Annotated in this window: 17 protein-coding genes and 1 pseudogene; 7 read left to right on the top strand and 11 right to left on the bottom strand. The window is 68.0% G+C overall.

Annotation, left to right across the window (positions count from 1 at the left end; translation table 11 throughout):
- Positions 1 to 412 precede the first annotated feature (412 nt).
- A complete protein-coding gene (locus ACNPQM_RS35115; RefSeq protein WP_418087151.1) occupies positions 413 to 610 on the top strand; it encodes a hypothetical protein in 198 nt (65 codons plus the stop codon).
- A 114-nt stretch (positions 611 to 724) separates the two neighbouring features.
- Entirely contained in the window at positions 725 to 916 is a 192-nt protein-coding gene (locus ACNPQM_RS35110; RefSeq protein ID WP_376347092.1) for a hypothetical protein, read from the top strand.
- A gap of 356 nt (positions 917 to 1,272) precedes the next feature.
- On the opposite strand, the gene ACNPQM_RS35105 is transcribed toward ACNPQM_RS35110, so the two are convergent.
- Positions 1,273 to 2,298, bottom strand: a complete 1,026-nt coding sequence (locus ACNPQM_RS35105; protein WP_418087150.1) for a LacI family DNA-binding transcriptional regulator — start codon at positions 2,296 to 2,298, stop codon at positions 1,273 to 1,275.
- A gap of 149 nt (positions 2,299 to 2,447) precedes the next feature.
- On the opposite strand from ACNPQM_RS35105, the gene ACNPQM_RS35100 reads away from it, so the two are divergent.
- Both ACNPQM_RS35100 and ACNPQM_RS35095 read left to right on the top strand, forming a co-directional pair.
- On the top strand, positions 2,448 to 3,743 hold the full coding sequence (locus ACNPQM_RS35100; RefSeq protein ID WP_418087149.1) for an MFS transporter: 1,296 nt from the start codon (positions 2,448 to 2,450) through the stop codon (positions 3,741 to 3,743).
- Between the two features lie 82 nt (positions 3,744 to 3,825).
- On the top strand, positions 3,826 to 5,631 hold the full coding sequence (locus tag ACNPQM_RS35095; protein WP_418087148.1) for a glycoside hydrolase family 3 protein: 1,806 nt from the start codon (positions 3,826 to 3,828) through the stop codon (positions 5,629 to 5,631).
- Positions 5,632 to 6,237: 606 nt separating this feature from the next.
- On the opposite strand, the gene ACNPQM_RS35090 is transcribed toward ACNPQM_RS35095, so the two are convergent.
- The 4 genes and pseudogenes from ACNPQM_RS35090 to ACNPQM_RS35075 form a co-directional block, all read right to left on the bottom strand.
- Positions 6,238 to 6,864 (bottom strand): hypothetical protein, encoded by a 627-nt coding sequence (locus tag ACNPQM_RS35090; protein WP_418087147.1) that lies wholly within the window; start codon positions 6,862 to 6,864, stop codon positions 6,238 to 6,240.
- 110 nt (positions 6,865 to 6,974) lie between these two features.
- Positions 6,975 to 7,988: an NAD(P)H-dependent glycerol-3-phosphate dehydrogenase gene (locus tag ACNPQM_RS35085; protein ID WP_418087146.1), complete on the bottom strand. Its 1,014-nt coding sequence runs from the start codon at positions 7,986 to 7,988 to the stop codon at positions 6,975 to 6,977.
- Between the two features lie 284 nt (positions 7,989 to 8,272).
- Positions 8,273 to 10,741, bottom strand: coding sequence for a lamin tail domain-containing protein (locus ACNPQM_RS35080; RefSeq protein ID WP_418087145.1), 2,469 nt, complete (start codon positions 10,739 to 10,741; stop codon positions 8,273 to 8,275).
- 598 nt (positions 10,742 to 11,339) lie between these two features.
- Positions 11,340 to 12,307: pseudogene (locus ACNPQM_RS35075) on the bottom strand (integrase core domain-containing protein).
- Here ACNPQM_RS35075 and ACNPQM_RS35070 point away from each other — a divergent pair.
- Positions 12,192 to 12,485, top strand: a complete 294-nt coding sequence (locus tag ACNPQM_RS35070; RefSeq protein WP_418087156.1) for a hypothetical protein — start codon at positions 12,192 to 12,194, stop codon at positions 12,483 to 12,485. The pseudogene ACNPQM_RS35075 and the gene ACNPQM_RS35070 sit on opposite strands and share 116 nt — an antisense overlap.
- A 36-nt stretch (positions 12,486 to 12,521) precedes the next feature.
- A complete protein-coding gene (locus ACNPQM_RS35065) occupies positions 12,522 to 12,932 on the top strand; it encodes a hypothetical protein (protein ID WP_418087144.1) in 411 nt (136 codons plus the stop codon).
- A 284-nt stretch (positions 12,933 to 13,216) separates the two neighbouring features.
- On the opposite strand, the gene ACNPQM_RS35060 is transcribed toward ACNPQM_RS35065, so the two are convergent.
- The 4 genes from ACNPQM_RS35060 to ACNPQM_RS35045 all read right to left on the bottom strand — a co-directional run bounded on the left by ACNPQM_RS35060 (position 13,217) and on the right by ACNPQM_RS35045 (position 16,403).
- Complete coding sequence (locus ACNPQM_RS35060; RefSeq protein ID WP_418087155.1) at positions 13,217 to 14,077, bottom strand: phosphotransferase; 861 nt, start codon at positions 14,075 to 14,077, stop codon at positions 13,217 to 13,219.
- Between the two features lie 174 nt (positions 14,078 to 14,251).
- Positions 14,252 to 14,932 (bottom strand): hypothetical protein, encoded by a 681-nt coding sequence (locus tag ACNPQM_RS35055; RefSeq protein WP_418087143.1) that lies wholly within the window; start codon positions 14,930 to 14,932, stop codon positions 14,252 to 14,254.
- A gap of 250 nt (positions 14,933 to 15,182) precedes the next feature.
- Positions 15,183 to 15,884, bottom strand: a complete 702-nt coding sequence (locus tag ACNPQM_RS35050) for a S1 RNA-binding domain-containing protein (RefSeq protein ID WP_418087142.1) — start codon at positions 15,882 to 15,884, stop codon at positions 15,183 to 15,185.
- A 33-nt stretch (positions 15,885 to 15,917) separates the two neighbouring features.
- Complete coding sequence (locus tag ACNPQM_RS35045; RefSeq protein ID WP_418087141.1) at positions 15,918 to 16,403, bottom strand: hypothetical protein; 486 nt, start codon at positions 16,401 to 16,403, stop codon at positions 15,918 to 15,920.
- A 12-nt stretch (positions 16,404 to 16,415) separates the two neighbouring features.
- Between ACNPQM_RS35045 and ACNPQM_RS35040 the strand changes: the two genes are divergently transcribed.
- On the top strand, positions 16,416 to 16,766 hold the full coding sequence (locus tag ACNPQM_RS35040) for a hypothetical protein (protein ID WP_418087140.1): 351 nt from the start codon (positions 16,416 to 16,418) through the stop codon (positions 16,764 to 16,766).
- Here ACNPQM_RS35040 and ACNPQM_RS35035 read toward each other — a convergent pair.
- On the bottom strand, positions 16,690 to 16,893 hold the full coding sequence (locus tag ACNPQM_RS35035; RefSeq protein WP_418087154.1) for a helix-turn-helix domain-containing protein: 204 nt from the start codon (positions 16,891 to 16,893) through the stop codon (positions 16,690 to 16,692). The genes ACNPQM_RS35040 and ACNPQM_RS35035 overlap by 77 nt on opposite strands.
- Before the next feature lie 47 nt (positions 16,894 to 16,940).
- Positions 16,941 to 17,090, bottom strand: a complete 150-nt coding sequence (locus tag ACNPQM_RS35030) for a hypothetical protein (protein WP_418087139.1) — start codon at positions 17,088 to 17,090, stop codon at positions 16,941 to 16,943.
- Positions 17,091 to 17,117 lie beyond the last annotated feature (27 nt).

Below are 17,117 nucleotides of genomic sequence, written 5' to 3'. Positions count from 1 at the left end.
TCCAGCACGGCCGGACCCTCTTGGTCAGCGCGGATGCGGCCGTCCCACACGTTCCGGTGACGACAAGTACGTCATCACGTCACATACCGCCCTCTCACAGCCTCAAAGGCAGGTTCGGCAGCCGTGTGGCGGCGCCGCGAACTGGGTCGCTTCTCTACCGTCCTCGGGAGACATCCGCCGAGGTGTCACACACCCACACGAGGGCTGTCCTGCTTTGTGCATGAACGAGCACTTTTAGGCTGATCTAGGTACGTTCATAGAGGGTTCTGATCGATCACCCCAGTCCACGCCGGATTGCCCAAGGGGTCCCACCCCAGCTGCATGAATGTCTTCGGTGCCGTTGGGGCCGATCTCAGGCAACCAATGGGCTGCGAAGCCCTTCCGGCACATCCAGTCACACAGGAGGTACGTCATGAGCGCTTTCTCGATCTTCAACGGCCGCGGTGGCCGAGGTGGTGGCCGCGGTGGCCGTGGCGGCTACGGCGGACGTGGCGGACGTGGCGGCTACGGCGGACGTGGCGGCTACGGCGGACGTGGCGGACGTGGCGGCTACGGCGGACGTGGCGGCTACGGCGGCTACGGGGGCTACGGCGGCTACGGCGGCTACTGAGCATCGCAGCCTCACCCGAGGATCGTCATCGGGGGGGCGACGGCGCGTCCCGTCCGTCGCCCCCCTTCCGCCGCATGCCCCCACCCGGCTCCCTCCCCGAGAAGGTGACCCCGCTTGGCGGACGCGACACACGCCGACTCGGCTCACATCAAGCCCGTGGCCCCGGCAGCCGAGGACAGTCCAGTGCACCTTGCGGCGGCCGTGTCTTCGGCCGACGCGTTCCGCCGCTTCTGGCCGTGGGCACGCCCCGACCGGTACCGGCTCGCCGCGAGTGTCGTCCTCCTCATCGCGGGGATCCGCGGGTGAAGTCGCTTCGGTGTGGCTCTTCAAGAACCTGGTCGACCAAGTCCTGATCCCCCACCGGTTCACAGCGTTCCTGCCGCTAGCCGGACTCATGGCCGCCGTGGCTGTGGTCGCGGCGCGCCACGACCACAGACCGTGACGGGCCCTCAGCGGAGCTGATCCACTTCACTGGAGTCACACCACCGGGAGATGACATGGCCCCTGATCACAGCCGGTGAAGCCACTTCGATGCACTACGCGGAAGCTCCTGCGTACCCGCGTTCTTGGCGGAGTCATCAACGAGTACAGATGCGTGGCCTGACCTACGGCGACGAGTTTCCGAGCCCCACAGGTGTCGGAGCCGAAGGTCTGCGCTTCGGTCAGCCGGCCGATTCCCTGAGGATGAGTGTTCCGGGCAGCTGCCAGCGTTCCGCTGGGATCTGCTCGCCCCGGATCTGGCGCATCAGTAGGTCCACTGCCGTCTCGCCCATGGCTTCGTACGGCTGGCGCACCGTGGTCAGCGGGGGATCGAGCAGCGGGGCCGAGGTGTCGTCGTCGAAGCTCACGACGGCCACGTCGTCCGGGACACGGCGTCCGGTGGACCGGAGTGTGCGCAGGGCCGCAGCCGCCATGAAGTCGCTCACGGTGAACAGCGCGTCGCACTCCGGTCCCTCCGCGAGGAATTCCTCCAGCTCCGGGATGCGAGCAGGTGGTGTCATCGCTTGGTGGGTGACGACGAGCCGGCTGTCGGCACGGATGCCCGCCTGTGCGAGGGCGTCGAGATAGCCTTGGTGCCGGTCCCGCGCGAAGCCCACATGCGGCGAGATGGTCAGGTGGGCGATGCGGCGCCGACCGCGCGTGAGGAGGTGGCCGACGGCGGCGCGCGCCCCGTCCCGGTTGTCGCAGGACACCGTGGGCACTGGATTGTCGCGAGCGACGTCGTCCACGGCGACGACCGGCAGCCCCAGCCGTGCCGCCTGTTCCTGCACGGAGGAGTGCAGGGCTGGGGCGAACAGGATGAGGCCCTCGGACGGGAGATCGGCCAGGTCCGCGATCGCGGTCGCAGTCGGCGAGCTGCCCTTGCCGCGCGCGGTGGACGCCAGATCCAGCGGGACGACGTGCAGCAGTACCCGGTAGCCGCGCTCAGCGGCGGCGCGGGACACGCTGCGCACGCCTGCTTCGTACCAACTCCACGAGGAGTCCGGGACGATCACGCTGAGGGCGCGGCTCCGGCCGGTGCGCAAGGCGCGCGCCGTGGCGGACGCCCGGTATCCCAGGCGGGCCGCGACCTCGCGTACGTGTTCGCGGGTCTCGGAGCTCACATCGCGGTGGTCGTTGGAGGAGAGGGCGCGCGACGCGGTCGCCTGGCCCACCCCCGCCTCGCGGGCCACGTCAGCGAGTGTCACCCGTCGCACCATTGCGTCCTGCCTGCCCGATTCCCGGCTCTTGACCCTGATCGATCTGAAGCTTAGCATTCCGGAATCGATTCCGGAATCGATTCCGGAAGGTGTGCGCGATCCTGGACATCGGCGCCCAGCTCAACGAGGAGCCCTGCATGACCCCCACAGCCCCTGCCGGCCCCGCAGCGCCGGGCGCTGCCGAGACCGCAAGCAGACGCGACGACGACCGCACCCCCGCCAGCCCGCTGTTCGTCGTGCTCTACACACTGGCGATCTTCGGCGTGTGGATGGCGATCAACCTGCCCGCCACAGTGACCGTGGCCCTGCGCGTCTCCGTCCTCGACCCCAAGAACCAGACCACGTCCTACTCGATCATCGCGGGCGTCGGGGCGCTGGTCGCGGTCATCGCCAACCCGGTCTTCGGCCGGCTCAGCGACCGCACCCGCAGCCGCTGGGGGCGACGACGCCCCTGGGTCGTCGTGGGCCTGCTCGGTACCACCGCCGGGGCAGCACTCATCGCCTTCACCAATTCCCTCACCTTGCTGGTGGCCGGCTGGATGATCATGCAGTGCTTCGTCAACGCCGCAGTGGCGGGCATGCTGGCGATCGTCGCGGACCGCTTCCCGGAGCGACAGCACGGCCTGCTTGGCTCCATCTCCGGCGCCACCGTGACGGCCTCGGTCATGGTCGGCACCTACTTCATCGACCTGTTCCCCACCCAGATCCTTCCGCAGATCGGGCTGCCCGTGGCGCTGGCGCTGGTGACCTGCGCCCTGCTGCTGCCCGTGATGAAAGAGGACGACACCCGCGCGGAGCAGCCGCAGCCCTTCGGCCCGAAAGACTTGGTCGGCAGCTTCGCCATCAACCCGCGCAAGTCCCCCGACTTCGCCTGGTTCCTGGTGGCGCTCTTCCTGATGAGCATCAGCACCGTGGGCCTGAGCACCTATCACGTCTACTACATGCAGAACCAGCTCGGGATCTCAGCGGGCAGACTGCCGCACATCCTGGTGATCTGGTCCCTGCTCAACGGACTGGCCTCGCTGGTCGGAGCGCCCCTGGGCGGCTGGCTCACGGACCGCTTCAACCGCCGTAAGCCCGTCTTTGTTGCCTCCGCCGTGATCGGCGCGGTGTCGGTGGTCATCATCGTCATCTCCCATTCCATCAACGTCTTTCTGGTCGGCTCCACCGTCGAGGGACTGAGTTACGGCATCTTGATGGGGATGTACTTCGCCTTCGCCACCGCGACCATGAACGACAAGACCACCATCGCCCGCGACCTCGGCGTCACCAACATCGCGGTCACCCTGCCGTTCTCGCTCGTTCCCTTCCTCGCCCCGTTCGTACTGCGGATCGGCGGCCACGGCGACAACTACCCGCTGCTGTTCATCCTCGGCGGTGCAGTCGGCCTGCTGTCGCTGCCCTTCCTGCTGAAGATCCGCAATACCCGCTGACCCCGGCACCCCCCGCGCTCCCGGCCGGGTATCACCTGACAGTTACCCGGCCGGGGTCCCACTCGTCAAAGGACCCCTGTACATGAGCACCACCGTGCGCCCGCGCTACCTCGACCCCGCGCTCAGCGCCGAGGAACGCACCGAAGACCTGCTGGGCAGGATGACCCTGGAGGAAAAGGCCGGACAGCTGTTCCACCCGGCCACGGTCATGAACGACGACGGGTCGCTGCTGGCGGGGCCGAACGCGGACTACGCAGCGCCCACGCAGCAGGACGTGGTCACAGACCGTCACATCACGCACCTCCACCTGATGAACGGCGAGGACCCCTACGCCATCGCCCAGTTCCACAACCGGGTCCAGGAGCTCGCGGAGTCGACCCGGCTGGGCATCCCAATCACCCTCTCCACCGACCCCCGCCACGGCTTCTTTTCCAGCCCGACCACCGGACAGACGATCAACGCCCTCTCGCGTTGGCCCGAGCACCCGGGCATGGCCGCGCTGCCCGACGCCGAGCGCCGGGTCGCCGAGTACGCCGACATCGTCCGCCGCGAATACCTCGCCATGGGCTTCAAAGTGGCACTCGGCCCCATGGCGGACATCTTCAGCGAGCCGCGCTGGTCCCGCGGCTTCGGCACGTTCGGAGAGGACCCGGAAACCGTCGCCCGGCTCACCGCCGCATTCCTCACCGGCCTGCGCGGCGGCCCCGAACTAGGACCCCAGAGCGTCTCCGCGGTCGTCAAACACTTCCCCGGCGGCGGCCCTCAGCTGAAGGGCAACGACGCACACGATCTGCGCTACCCCGAACAGGTCTATCCCGGCGACAGCCGCGCCCTGCACATCAAGCCCTTCGAGCAGGCCATCGCCGCCGGCGCCACCCAGATCATGACCTACTACGGCAAGCCGGTCGGCACCGACTGGCCCGAACTGGCCTTCGCCTTCAACAAGCCAGTGGTCCAAGGCATCCTGCGCGACAGGCTCGGCTTCGACGGCATCGTCGTCACGGACTGGTACGTCATCCAGGGCACCACCCTGCACGGGATCCCCTTCGGCCCGAACAGCTACGGCCTGGAACACCTCCCGCCCCTGGAGCGGATCGCCGTGGCCCTCGGCGCGGGTGTCGACCAGTTCGGCGGCGACCAGTGCCCGGAGCTCGTCGTGGACCTCGTGGAGTCCGGCCGGATCCCGGTCGCGCGCCTGGACTCCTCCGTGCGCCGCCTCCTGCAGGAGAAGTTCCGCCTCGGCCTGTTCGAACACCGCTACGTCGACCCGGAGCGCACCCGCGCCGTCGCGGGCAGCGCACCCTTGCGCTCCGCGGGCCGAAAGGCACAAGCGGACTCCACAGTGCTACTGAAGAACACACGCAACCTGCTGCCGCTCGCCGAAGGCACCAAGGTCTACACCGAGGGCATCGCCCCGGAGGCCTTGCGAGGGCGCGCCGAGATCGTCCCCAACCCTGCGCAGGCGGACGTCGCGGTACTGCGGCTGCACGCGCCCTGGCGCGAGGACCCCAACGGCATGACCGCCTTCTTCCACGGAGGCGACCTCGACTTCACCCCCGACCAGATCGCCCATGTCCAGACGCTCGCCGCTGAGGTCCCCACCGTCGTCCTCGTCTACCTGGAGCGCCCCGCGATCCTTCATGAGGTCGAACTCCTGGCAACCGCCGTCCTCGCCGACTTCGGCGCCGAGGACGACGTCCTGGCCGAGATCGTCTTCGGGGACTCCGCCCCCCAGGGACGCCTTCCGTTCGATCTTCCGATCTCGATGGCCGCTGTGAATGCCCATCCCGAGGACGTCCCTTTCAGCACCAAGGCCCCTCTGCACCGCCACGGCGATGGACTGGCCTACCAGACCGTGCTCGCCGCGGAAGGCTGGACCCGGCCGTAACGGCGTATACGTGTGAGGTGCGGTGCAGGCAGACTGCCGGCACCGCACCCCCATGCGTCTCGACGGCCGGCGGCTCGTAGGCAGCAAGCCCACCAGACGACCGGCCGCCGTCACGGTCAGATGGAAACGCTGAGAGTCATCCACGGCAGCCACCCTCGTCGTCCATCACAACGGCCAGCTGTGCCCCGGCCTCGGTTGCGGCAGCATGCGGCGAGCATCCGCTTCCCCGGCGCGTCCTCGACGGTCGCGGGCTGGTCCGCGGAAGATCTCATCGAGGCGCTCGCTGAATCAGCAGGACAGGGAAGGCCTGCTGCCGCTGACCACGAGCAGGTGATCAAGGGCAGCGACATCGAGCCGCGCGCCCCCGGCAGCGTTGCGCGACGGCCGCGAAGCGGCTGACCAAGGCGAGGGCCCGCAAGCTCATCACCGCCTTGGTCGGCCACGATTAGTCCTGCCCGCTCCCGTCGTCGTACTCGTCCAGCTCCGGCCCGTCTGGATCGCGCAACGGGCGCAGGGCGCCAGCGGCCGGGACGGCCCTGTTCCCCCGAAGCTACGGCGAAGTGACAAGTAGCTCTCTGTAGCGGATCGGGGGTGCGCCTGTCCGGGTTACGGGCGCACCCGTTTCCGTGTCCGTCCCACCGTCCAGCGGAGCATCAGCGCGGCCAGGAGCCAGCAGGTGGCCAGGCGGGCCCAGGGGTCAGCCGCCGGGGGAAGGTTCGCCGGGAGTGGGCCGGATAGGAGCAGGGTCAGGGCGGTGACGCCGATGAGGGGGCCGACGGCGTACCACAGCATGGCGATGATGGGGCCGGTGTCGGCGAGGAGCGGGCCGCTGTAGAGGACCCAGGCGGGCACGGGTGAGCGGTAGGCGCTCAGCAGGCCGGCAGCGACGAGGACGGGGGCGGCGGCGAGGACGATGAGGGGGGCCGAGCGGAGGTCGGCCAGGGCGAGGGGCACCGCGAGGAGGCCCCCGGTGGCGACGAGCGCGAGGTTCGGTACGAGCGCGTGGGCGAGCGCGATGCGTTCGTAGGGGCGTGGTGACCATGCCGTGCGTCGTACGTCGTCGGCATCCAGCCTGGCTGGCTCCAGCAGGGTGGAGGCGGCGCAGTAGCCGAGCAGGGCAGCGACCGCGGCCGCGAGGTGGGCCGTGCCGCCCCGGGTGTCGGCGGAGGCGGCGGCTGCTGCCCCGGCGAGGGCGAGCAGCAGGAGCATAAGGCCGGCCCGTCGGGGGGCCATGAGGAGGGCCACCGTGTCGCGCCAGGCGACACCAGTATCACCGCGCCGCCTGACCGAGCGACATCTCCACAGCTCACTGCACCGAATCGAATTTTCGGACGGGACAGGGGTCAGCGCTCGGACTTGGGGGGCCGCTGCATCAGCGCGGCGGCGGCCTCGTCTAGGGTGATTTTGTCGTTGAGTAGGGCGGAGATCACTTCCGCGATCGGCATCTCGACGCCGCGGGTACGCGCCAGGTCGAGGACCGCTTCGGCGGACTTGACGCCCTCGGTGGTCTGCCGGGTGGCTGCCGTCGCCTCATCGACGCTCAGGCCCCGGCCCAAGTGGACGCCGAAGGTGCGGTTGCGGGCGAGCGGGGAGGTGCAGCTTGCCACCAGGTCGCCCAGGCCGGACAGCCCGGCGAGGGTGGCCGGGTAGGCGCCCATGGCCACGGCCAGTCGGGTCGTCTCGGCCAGTCCGCGGGTGATGAGCAGGGCCGCGGCGTTGTCGCCGAGGCCCATGCCTGAGGCGATGCCGACCGCCAAGGCAATGACGTTCTTCACCGCGCCGCCCAGCTCGCAGCCGATGACGTCGGTGCTGGTGTAGGGCCGGAAGTAGGGGGTGTGGCAAGCCTGCTGGAAGCGGTGTGCGGCGTCCTCGTCGGTGCAGGCGATCGTTGCGGCGGCAGGCTGGCCGTCCATGATCTCGGGAGCGAGGTTCGGGCCCGACAGCACCGCGACCCGGTCCGCGCTCACTCCGGTCACCTCGGTGATGACCTGGCTCGCCCGCAGCCCGCTGCCCCGCTCGATGCCCTTCATCAGCGACACGATCAATGTCTCGGGACCGATATGCGGAGCCCACGCAGCGAGGTTCGCACGCAGGGACTGCGCGGGAATGGACAGCACGAGGAAGTCGGCGCCTTCCAGCGCGACGGTCGGGTCGGTGGTGGCCGTTATGGTGTGGGGCAGTTCGATGTCCGGGAAGTACCCGGGGTTGCGATGCGCCGTGGTGATCGCGTCGGCGATCTCACCCCGCCGGGCGTGCATGATTACGTCGGTGCCGGCATCGGCCATGATCTTGGCGAGGGCGGTTCCCCAGGACCCGGCCGAGAACACCGTCGCACGGGCGGGACGGTGCTGGCTCACTGAGAGTCCTCTCGCTAATGCGCAGGCCCGCTACCAGAGCGGCGGCAGGCCCGAACATCTTATCGGGGCAGTCAGACCCGGTAGGGGGTCTGACCGAGATACGGGCCAAAGGGGCAACGGGGTGATCTTGAACGACTGGCGGGCCTACTGAGGCGCTGAGATCGCTGCGACATGTTCGTCGTGCTCGGCGATGTGGTGGCCACTCGCCGTGATGGAGCGGGCCGATATGCAGATAAGCCCGCCCCGCTGCATTGAGCGCGGGAGCGGGCGGGCGTGCAAGAGCCTTACGGCTTCACACGCAGAACCTGCGGGTCGTGGTCGCTGACCTGGTCGGCGAACTCGGAGTTGATGTGCACCACGTCGTAGGTGATGTGGTTCAGCATGCTGGGGTTGACCATCATGTGGTCCAGCACCTGCGAGTTGCCCTGGAAGACGTAGGAGTAGCGCTCCTCCACCGGCAGGGTGTTCATCAGGTCGGTGAGCTGCTTGCCGTCACCGGTCAGGGTCTTCATTGCGGGGGAGAACTGGTAGTCGTTGAAGTCGCCCAGGGAGACGATGAGGGCCTTGGGGTCGGCGGCCTCGAGCTTCTTGACGAAGGCGTTCTCCAGCGTGGCCTGCTTCATGCGCTGGTTCTCGGAGCTGCGGACGGGCTCCTGGATGCGGCCGGCGATGTTCTGGTCGCCGCCCTTGCTGTTGAAGTGGTTGGCGATCACGAAGATCTTCTTGTTGTTCTTCGTGAGGAACTCCCCGACCAGCGGCTTACGGCTGCTGTTCCAGGCCTCGTCCGTCGGGGAGATGCGTCCGGGCGAGATGGTCAGGTGGGCGTCGTCGCCCGTCCCGACGAGATCGACGGCGGTGACGGAGTCGCCTCCCGGCCGGTCGACGAAGCTGACCCGCGTCGGGTCGAACAGGAAGACGGTGCGGATGTTGCCACCCGGCTGGCCGCCGTCCTTGTCGTTCACCGGGTTGATCTGACGGTACTCGTAGCGCGGGCCACCGGCAGCGACGATGGCGTCGGTGAGCTTGGCCAGCGTCTTGTCGGGGTCCACGGTGCCGTCGTCGATGGCACCGCTGTTGTCCTGGATCTCCTCGACGCCGACGATGGCGGGCGCGCGAAGGTTGGTCACCAGGTTGTGGCCGAGCCGGTCGAACTTGGCCTGGGGGTCGCTCGGCGCGAGGTTCTGCACGTTGTACGTGCCGATGGTGACCTCGTTGGACTTCGCCGCGCTCGTGACCTCGGGCTTGAGGCCGTTGTCCTTGTGGGTGCCGAGCTTGCGCGCCTCGAGGATGTAGGTGCCGGCGAACTGGCTGTAGTCCAGTGGTCCCTCGGTAACGCCGGTGAGCTCGTCGCCCACGTTCGCCATCGGGAACGGGTCCGTGGTGTTGATCGCCTGGACCTGGAGACGAGCCACGTTGGGGTCGTCGTACGACGGGTAGTAGACGCCGCCGCGCAGGGTCTTGTTGTGGTCGGGGTCGGCCGTGGCCCAGAGCTCGTGATAGGCGTCCGTGGCGCCGATGACGCGGGCGTCCGACATCTGGACGTTCATGCCCTCCAGGGACTCGTAGAAGTCCAGGGCGTACGTGGTCGGCTTGAGGTCGAGGTACTCGACGCTGCCGTTGCTGTCACCCTTGGGGGACCACGCGGCGGGGATGCTGTTCTTGTCGAGGGCGACCGGGGCCGGCAGCGGGTTGCCGCTGGACAGCACGGTGACCGTCGGCTTGATGATCTCGGTGATCGACTGGATGCCGCCGTCGTAGCCGCCCGGGTAGTACTCGGAGACGACGCCGGAGACGGTGACGCTGTCGCCGACCTTCACCGTGGGGGTGGAGCTGGTGTAGACGAATATGCCCTCGCTGGTGCGCGGGTCGCTGTCCGGGTTCGGGTCCTGCATCCAGAAGCCCTTGGACGTCGAGGACGTGCTGGTGGTGCGGACACCGGTGACGATGCCGTTGACGTCCTTGACGTCCTTGGTGGCGAGCGGGGAGCGCCGGGTGGTGCCCTGGATGTCGTGGATCTTCGCCGATATCGCGTCGGCGGGGGGCGTCGGGGTCGGCTCGCCGCCGGTGCCGCCGCCCGCACCGCCGGAGTTCTCCGGGGTGGGCGCGCCCGCGGCGAAGTCGGCTGCGTTGTCGTCGGTGTCGACCAGCGTCTTGCGGGCGACCGAGGCGGTGTTGCTCGCGCCCGCGGCCGGGCCGGAGCCCTCGCGGACGACGGCGGTGCCGAAGCCGACCAGGTCCTTGATGCGGGTGTCGGCGGCGCAGTCCTCGGCAGTGACGCAGGTCAGCAGGTCGGTGCCCTTGACCAGCGCGACCGTGCCGGTGGTGCCCGACATGTTGATGGTGCCGGTGGCGTCCGGGGTCGGCAGGGCGGTGGTACCGCCGGTGCCCGGGGCCTCCTGGATCAGGTAACGACCGTTGCCGGCGAGCGCGCCGGTGAGGCGGGTGGCCTGCCACTTGGTGGTCGGGCCGGGGTTGCCCGACAGGTACTGGACGGTGTAGCCGGAGAGGTTCAGGTCGCCGGCGCCGGCGTTGGCCAGTTCGATGAAGTCGTTGGTGAAGGTGGCGCCGGAGTTGCCGCCGCCTCCGTAGACCTCGGAGATGACGGCGTCGGCCGACGGGGTGGCAAAGGCGGAGTGGACGCCCACTCCGGCCAGCACCACCGAGCAGGTGATCGCCAGCGGTATCAGCCGCTTGCGCAGAGGAGCAGCGCGGTGTCTTGCAGGGCGGGGCGTTTCATCGCTTGAGTGCGACACAGGAAGGGTCTCCTTGGAGCCGGGAAAGCATGAGTACGTGTTGGGAAGCGCCGACCGACCCGGATCCGCTGTCGACGGCCGGAGCCTGGCACGCGCTCAAGCTACGCGCATAGACACGTGCGAAAAAAAGGCTGAGGGTTAAATGCTTGGCAAACTGTTGCCGACAACTGGCTCGCCCGACGCTGCCGGGTGCGTTTCTCGTTGAGTGAGCTGCCGCGTGGTGGTCACTGGTGGACCCTTTCTGTTGCGGGCACCAGTTGGGTGCCCGTGGTTAGATGCCGGTGAGAGCCGGGGTGACGGCCCGCGGGCCCCGCTCCCACGGAGCGGGTTCTTCGTTTGATGCGTCGTCATCCCGTCTTTGTCTGTGCGGGGTTGTGCAGGGGGACCTTCGCGAACGGGTCGAACTCGGCATCCTCCACGGGACGCACGTAGACCACCTCGGGAATGGGGGAGTCCTCCCGCCTCATCCACCGGCCTAGCGCAGGTCGCGAGCGGGTGCGCCCGCAGTGGCGGAAGCAGGGCATCTCAGACCGTCTGCACGAAGCGCTGCTGAAGGAGCGCAGCGAGGGTGTGCCGTTCGGAAACTCGTCGTCGCTGGTCAGGCTGCATATCTGTACTCGTTGATGACACCGCCGAATACTCGGGTGCGAAGGATTCGGCGCGCGGTCAGGTCGGTCGCGGCCGCAGGGTGCGCCTGAGCGAGGGGAGCAAGCTGTCCCCGGCCCTGATGCGGGCGATGGTGGTTGTAGTGCCGGGCGTAGCTGTCCAGGACCTGCCGGGCGTGGGCCTCGTTCCAGATCAACAGGTAGTCGAGGGCTTCGCGCCGCAGGGTTCCGATGACCCGTTCGCAGTGCGCGTTCATCCGAGGAGCCCGCGGCGCGGTCCTCAGGGCCTCGATGTCGTCGGCTGCGAAGACCGCGTCGAAGGACTCGGTGAACTTCGCGTCCCGGTCGCGGATCAGGAAGCGGAGAGAGTCGAGGCGGACACCCAACTCGAGGGCGAGATTTCTCGCCTGCTGCACCGTCCACGGCCCGGTCGGATGCGCAGTAACCCCCGCGATGTGCAGTCGGCGCGTGCCGTGCTCGAGGAAGACCAATGCGTACACGCGGCGCAGGTCGATCAGGTCGATGTGCACGAAGTCGCAGGCGATGATGCCCTCGGCCTGTGCGGTCAGGAACTCGCGCCATGTCGGTCCGCTGCGACGCGGGGCCGGATCGATGCCGGCAGCCGTCAGGATCTCCCAGACCGTCGTGGTGCCGATCGGATGCCCCAGACGAACGAGTTCGCCCTGGATCCGACGACGCCCCAACGCGGATTCTCCCGTGCCAGCCGCAGCACCAACGCCTTTACCACGCTCGCGGTTGGCGGCCTGCCCGGCCTGCCCCGGCGCTTGCTGTAGTCCCACTTGCGTGCGATGAGTCTTCGGTGCCACGCCAGAAGGGTCGCGGGCGTGACCGGGAACACGCGCGCCCACCGATGTCGCGGGATCAGCCCGGACAGTGCCGCGAACCACAGGCGGTCCGCCGGCTCGTACCGCACCGGGCCCGTGAGCTGCCTGCGCAGCACCACGTTCTCATGCTGCAGCGCCAGCAACTCGGCATCCTTCGCCGCGCGCCGACGCACCAGCACCGCCGGGACCGACAGCAGCTTCCGGGCCACCTGGTACACCAGTGAGACGAACATCCGGCGAGGGTTCCAGGAGGCCATCGTGGCCCGCCAGACCTACTCCAAGCAGCAGCGATGAGTTTCTGAACGGCACAACTTCGACACTTACAAGATCGTGGGGATTGAGCAGGTCCTCCACCTGCGCACCACGGACGCGTTGGGGCCTCGCGGTGCCTACCACGAGTACATCGACGACCTGCGCAAGGACAAACGGGTGAAGGAATTGCAGGCCTTCCTCGCTGGCCAGCCCTCTCAAGGAGGCACGGCGGAGACACTCGCCGCACAAGTGGAACTGCTCATCGCCGACTATCAGGCGGAATCGTTCCAGATGGTGCATAGGCCAGCCATGCTCCGCACCCTCGGGAGCATGGCCGTCGGCGTGGCCGGCAACAAGCTGCTGCCGGGCCTCGGCGGCTTCCTTAGCACGTTGATGAACCTTGACCGGACCGTCTCCGACTTCAACTTCCGCAAGGACAGCCGGTGGGCGGCGTTCATCACCGACACCCGTCGACGGCTACAGCGCTGACGAACGCAGCAATGCCTGCCGTCCAGGCGGACGACAGGAGAGTCTGCTGTGCCGGGCCACGATAGTTGGCACTAATCGGGCTGTGTGACCTGGGGCTCCCAACAGCCTGGCCACGCTAGTTGGCACCGTCTGGCCAGGATTCTTGGCATCTGTAATGAATTGCCACGTTTGTTGGCGCCGGCGCCATGGTTCAGCGCGGCAGCGAGGCCGGCGCGCATGGGGTTGCAACGGCGACAGTCTCGTCGCTTGGTTCCTTGCCGCTTTCACGTGACCTTCGGCGATTTCTACAGACCATCCAGTCGCCTGGTCACTGTGTCGAGTGTCGGCCAAGGAGGACCCTCGCGCAGCAAGCGCAGGAATTCCTCTCCGAATCGCCTCCCATTCGGAAACTGGTCGCCAAGCTCCCAACGCCACGCGGCGACCATCGCGATAACGAGCTGCCGACACTCGTCCAGCAGCCCTTGGTCAACGCTTGGGTAGTACTCGCAGACCGCCTCGGGAACATGGGCGAGATCGAACTCGACGGGTCCACGGCAGCACGTCTCAAGGTCGATGAACAACGGGCCGTTCTTCGTGCTGAGCACATTGCCTGGATGCGGCTCGCCGTGGAGCAGATGTTCCACGGCGCCGCGGTCGTCGATCGCTCGTCGCAGGCTTGCTAGCCTGCCGCTGAGGAACACGCGGTCCGCGTCGGTGAGCTCCGGCGAGCGATCCGGGTCGGCGACAACTGCTTCCGCCTCCGTGATCCGGTCCGTGAACCTCGGGCTCGGCACATCGACCTTGCGCATGCCAGCGTGCAGCTGCTCCAGCGCCTTGGCATAGTCGACTGGTGAGGTGTGAGGTGTCACGGGCTCGTAGTAGGTCCACAGCGTCACTGCGAAGCCATCGCGCGTGTACACACGCGGGTCCGCCCGAGGCTCCAAGGGACACACCGGGCATCCGATCTCGGTGAGCCGCTGAGCGAGATCGACTTCGAACTGTGCAACCTCTTGTCCCACAGGGGCGACCCGGGCAAAGACGTCGCATGGCGTCAGCCGCAGTGCCAGCTTGTTCGAGTTGTGGAGAGCGATTGCATCGTTGGCTGGCAGGTCGAGCGATGCGGCGACCGAAGTCGCAGCCGCGATCGCACGCGTGACGTCGGTCATATCCACCCTCGAATCCTGGCATAGATGAGCGAGGGCGATGCCAACCAGCGTGGCCAGGTGCCAACTATCGTGGCTCGGCACATCTGCGTGCCTCGGCTTGAACACTCAACCCTGTGGGGCCCGTAAAATCATCGCTGCTGGTCAGCACCCGCCTCCAGGGTCGTCGGTGGGGACTTATTCGTCTTCCTCGTCTTCCGAGGCGTGGGCCGCGTCCCGATCGGGAGACAGCCCCAGTTCGATACGGCGGTCCCGCTCGTACGGCAGGGGGTCGCCGATGGTAAGCAGGTGGTCTTCGCCCTCGCCGGTCTCGCTGTAGCGACGGATGACGGCACCGTTCTCGGCGACGACCCACGCGGATCCGTCCCCCTGGGCGCCGTAGTAGTACGCCTGCGCTCGGCCGTAACGGGCGCTGAGTCTCTCGCAGGCCCGGAGTACGTCGTCCGCGCGTTCGTCGTCGATCGGGTCGCACCACCGGCCGGCCACGAAGGTCCAGCCGTCGAGCTCGGGGCTGACGAATACCCGGGCGAAGCACCCGGGGCCATCTGCCGGGCCGTCGTGGCTGTCTGCGTCCACGACATCGTTGGCGAGCGCGAAGGTGACTGGTCGCGGCTGGGCCAGGCCGAGGAGATCTATAATTCCCCGCTGATCTCCGGTAGGGATTGCGATCCAGTGGATCCAGCAGCCCGACAGCGGCTCGGGGCGATCGCCGAGAAGCTTGATACGGATCAGACGTTCGACGGCTGCCCGGTCTTGGGCAGACAGGCCGTCCTCGCCGGCAATCTCTGCGAGGACGGTCAGGGCCGCAGCCCGCAGCCGCCCTGGCCCCGCGCGGCGGATCTCCTGCAGCAACGGCACGATGGACGAGCCCCAGGAGGTCAGGACGTACCGAGCCCGACTCCCGGTCCTGAGATCGGGGTCACGAAGAAGGGGAAGCAGGGCCGCCACGGCCCGGGGATCTCCTGCTCCGTGCGACTCGATGCCGCCCACAGCGTCCCTTCGAACGGTTGCCTCGGGATGGGACAAGGAGGCCATGTGCAGGGTCAACTCATCTGGCTCAGCATCGGACTTGTACTCCTGCTCCTTGCGCGTGTGGGCAGCCGTTTCGTCAGGAATGGCGATCTCCCTCATGGCGGGGTGTACGGGCCTGCGTCTGAGACAAGGCGATACGACGGCGCGCGAGATCGGCGTCGATGATCTTCACGGTAATGGCGTCGCCGACCTCGACGACGTCTCCGGACGATTCATCCAGCTCGCTGGTGTGCACGAGCCCCTGGAAGCCGTCCTCTCGGTCTTCGATGCGGACGAAGACGCCGAACGGCACGATCTTGGTGACCGGCCCGGTGATCACCTGGCCGATCCTCTGCGCTACCTGCGGCCACGGGTCTTCCTGCACTGCTCGAAGCGACAGCGGCACCCGTTCCCAGACCATGTCGACGTCGAGGACCTCAGCTGTGACCTCTTGGCCGACGCTGACGACGTCGGACGGGTGGTTGATCGGGCGCCAGGACAGCTCTGGAATGTTGATCATGGCGGTGAAGCCGCCGATGTCCACGAAGGTGACGCCGAAGCTGGCGATGGTTGTCACCGTGCCGGTGACAACCTGGCCGCGCCGCAGGGTCTTCAGGAAGGCCCAGTCCCGGTCGCTGGGCGTCGGCTCGGTCTGCCAGCGTGCACGGAGAACACCGTCGCTGTCGGGCAGTACAGCGGTGAGCAGCGGGTGCCGCTCACCGGTAGCCAGGGATACGACGCCGGCAGCACACGCGCTGGCGAGCTGGGAGGTTACTGCCTCGAACTGGGTCTCGTCCACGACAGTGCTGGTGATCCACCCGTCCTTGTCCTCTCAGATGACTTCCACCAGGCCCTCGTCGGGCAGAGAGGCCACTGCCGCGTCGACGTCGGTGAGCAGGTCCGGCCAGACCGCCAGGTGTGCGCGCGGGGTCAGCTGGGAGCGCACCGCCTCGATGTTGTCGCGGGTGAGGCGGTGCCACCGGGAGGCGTTCGCGGCGTAGGTCTCCTCCAGGAACGTGGCGCGGTGGGCGCTGACCGTCCAGTGCAGGCGGGCCCAGAAGTCGGCGTCGGACGGGCGCTGTACGCGCAGTGGGTCGTCGGGGGCGAACTCGTACGGAGAAGCGTCCAGACGTTCCGGGAACAGTCCGAGCGAGCGGGTGCGGGCCAGCGCCGCTTCGCAGGGCAGGTTGCTGCCGATGTAGAGGTACTGGTCCCAGCCGACGTGCACCGCGAATGCTCCCTCCGTCTCCAGGCGGCACCAGGCCCCGCTGTCGCGGAGCATGGCCCGGACGAGTTCCAGACCGGCGGCGGTCGGCACCAGCGCACCGTCGTGGAACCCGACGAGGCCGGCTGGGAAGAGGTCCGCCAGGCCGTAGCCGTCGACCGGTGGTTCCAGGCCGAAGTGGGCGAAGCCGCCGATCTGCGGCTCGCGGATGGCCAGCTGGTCGACACCGGACTCTTCGGCGAAGGCGGCGATGGCCTGCAGGTAGGCGGCTTCGACTGGTCCGTGGTCGCTGATGGAAGGCTCGGTCCCGGTGTAGTGGTCGTGCTGATCGCGGTCGGCAGGGTCGTACTTGGTGACCCGCTAGACGTAGGGCAGCACGTCACTGCCCGCCGGAGGTCGAAGGCGCGGGTGCGTTCTGGTGGCGTTCAAGGACGCGGTAGACGGTGGCGCGGCTGACGGAGAAGAGCTCGGCGAGGTCGGCGATTGTGTGCTCGCCGGACTGGTGCTGCTGGACCAGGTGGCTCTGCTGGCGGGCGGTGAGCTTGGGCTGTGGCTCATCGGGCGAGTGTGCCGGGCTGAACAGTCTGGCTCAACCGGGTTCTCCGGGCACCTTTCACGGCGGGGTGTGGTTCACAGGTCAGGGTCGTACGGCGGGATGGTCCAGCGCAGTTCCGCTTCGCCTGCGCGGGCTTCGAGGGTGGCGGGGTAGACCTGTCCGTAGGACCGCTCTCCGTGGTGGCGTATGGAGTGGTCCCCGGGATCCCAGCCGAGACCGAGCACTGGGCATCCGCCGAGGTCGATGGCATC

The organism is Streptomyces sp. NPDC056231, from assembly GCF_048270745.1.
Taxonomy (GTDB): Bacteria; Actinomycetota; Actinomycetes; order Streptomycetales; family Streptomycetaceae; genus Streptomyces.
This window is presented reverse-complemented; position numbering and strand designations above follow the sequence as displayed.

Coding starts and splice junctions, on each gene's coding strand:
- ACNPQM_RS35090 (WP_418087147.1), bottom strand. CDS start 6,864: ATGGCCCCCCGACGGGCCGGCCTTATGCTCCTGCTGCTCGCCCTCGCC.
- ACNPQM_RS35100 (WP_418087149.1), top strand. CDS start 2,448: ATGACCCCCACAGCCCCTGCCGGCCCCGCAGCGCCGGGCGCTGCCGAG.
- ACNPQM_RS35095 (WP_418087148.1), top strand. CDS start 3,826: ATGAGCACCACCGTGCGCCCGCGCTACCTCGACCCCGCGCTCAGCGCC.
- ACNPQM_RS35060 (WP_418087155.1), bottom strand. CDS start 14,077: ATGACCGACGTCACGCGTGCGATCGCGGCTGCGACTTCGGTCGCCGCA.
- ACNPQM_RS35115 (WP_418087151.1), top strand. CDS start 413: ATGAGCGCTTTCTCGATCTTCAACGGCCGCGGTGGCCGAGGTGGTGGC.